The following is a 1,464-nucleotide window of genomic DNA, read 5'->3' on the forward strand; positions in this document are numbered from 1 at the left end:
TTGGCGTTTCCCGAAAAGGCGAGTTTGGGCTTTTCATTCGGCAAAAGGTTAAAAGGCTTCTCATTTTTTGGGTTTATCATAATTTGGTCCTTCGTGGATACGAGGGCTTTTAGGTTTGCAAGCTGGCCCTTGTCGGTGCCATTCTTATCAATCTCAGTTCCAATGTTAATGAGTTTGTTTGAAAGTCCGTAAAGCTGGTGCCCCTCGAACTGCTGAAGCTGGAGGCTTGAGACGTTGTCTTCGCCGAAAAAGTTGCGAATAGTATCTAGGATAACGCTCTTGCCGTTCGCACCGCTTTTGCCGTATAAAAACAGAAAGCTTTCGAATTCGTGGCTCGGCAAGAAACAGTATCCGATAAACTCCATCAAGGTCTTGATGTCGTCCTTGTCCGCTAAAATTTGGCGTAGAAATCTATTCCATTTCGGGCAGGTAGCGTTTTTGTCGTATGCAAAATCCAAGATATTAAGTGCGCCGTCACCCTTTTCGTGGCGCGATTTAAAGGTGATGTTTCCATACTTCGAGATAAAGATCGTGCCGTTGGTTAAATTTATAACTCGCCTTTGCTCGTCGCGTTTGATCGTATCGAGCGGGTGAGCCTTGTTAAGCAAATTTTCAATGATCTTCGTGGAGTTATCCACGCTCTTTTTCTTCACGTCCACGCAAGCCCTCGGCATCCAATACTCTTGCAGGAAGTGATTTAACACGCGCAGATCGACCCTAGCGTAGTGCGTTTTCGTCCAGAAATACAGCTCTCCCTTGTATTGCGCGAAAGGATAGCCTAGCTTCTCTACCGAAGCGAGGAAGCTCTCTACCATATCCACGATGTGGGTTTGGTGGTAATTCGTAAGCACGGTCTTGTCGATCTGAAGTAGCTTATCAAACGTCGCGCTATACTTATCCCAATCTTTTTGGGCGATCTCGCCTATGAGCGCGCCGTCGAAAAAAGCTCTCTTGATCCTTTCGTAGGTATCGCTATCTGATTTCTTGAGCGCCTTGGCGTTTTTTAGGATAGTATTGATGTAGGGTTCGTCCAACTCGCCCCTGACGGTGAATATATTGACGCAGTTGCCGTCCTTATCGGTTAGCAAAAACTCGTCAAAAATTTCATCGAAATAGTGCACGATCTTGCCGCGTCGGAAGGGCGCCAGCTTCTCGCGCAAATTCGGAAAATAATCGCAAATCTCATCGATCACGATGTTTGTCGGCTCGAAGCAGCTAAACGCCAGCAGATCAAACATATTGTCATTTGTGATCTTTGAGGTATGGTTGTAGAGCCAATCGCTGATGTCATATTTTTTATTCAGGTCTTTTTCGAGCATATAAAATAGCACGATATGGGTGCTTCGCGCTACAGGCTTGATTTCGTAATACCTTTTGATCGCGTTTTCATATCCCGCCTCGTCGTGGTCAAACCAGATATAAACATCTTTGCCGCGCAGCAACTCCAGATACTCGTCCCATCTG

General features: G+C 45.9%; 1 protein-coding gene. It reads right to left on the minus strand.

Translation table 11 applies throughout. The features are described from left to right. Positions 1-1,464: DNA primase family protein (locus Q0140_RS11515; protein ID WP_297964724.1), on the minus strand; the 1,464-nt coding region annotated here is incomplete at both ends.

This window comes from uncultured Campylobacter sp. (assembly GCF_938045405.1).
Lineage (GTDB): Bacteria > Campylobacterota > Campylobacteria > Campylobacterales > Campylobacteraceae > Campylobacter_B.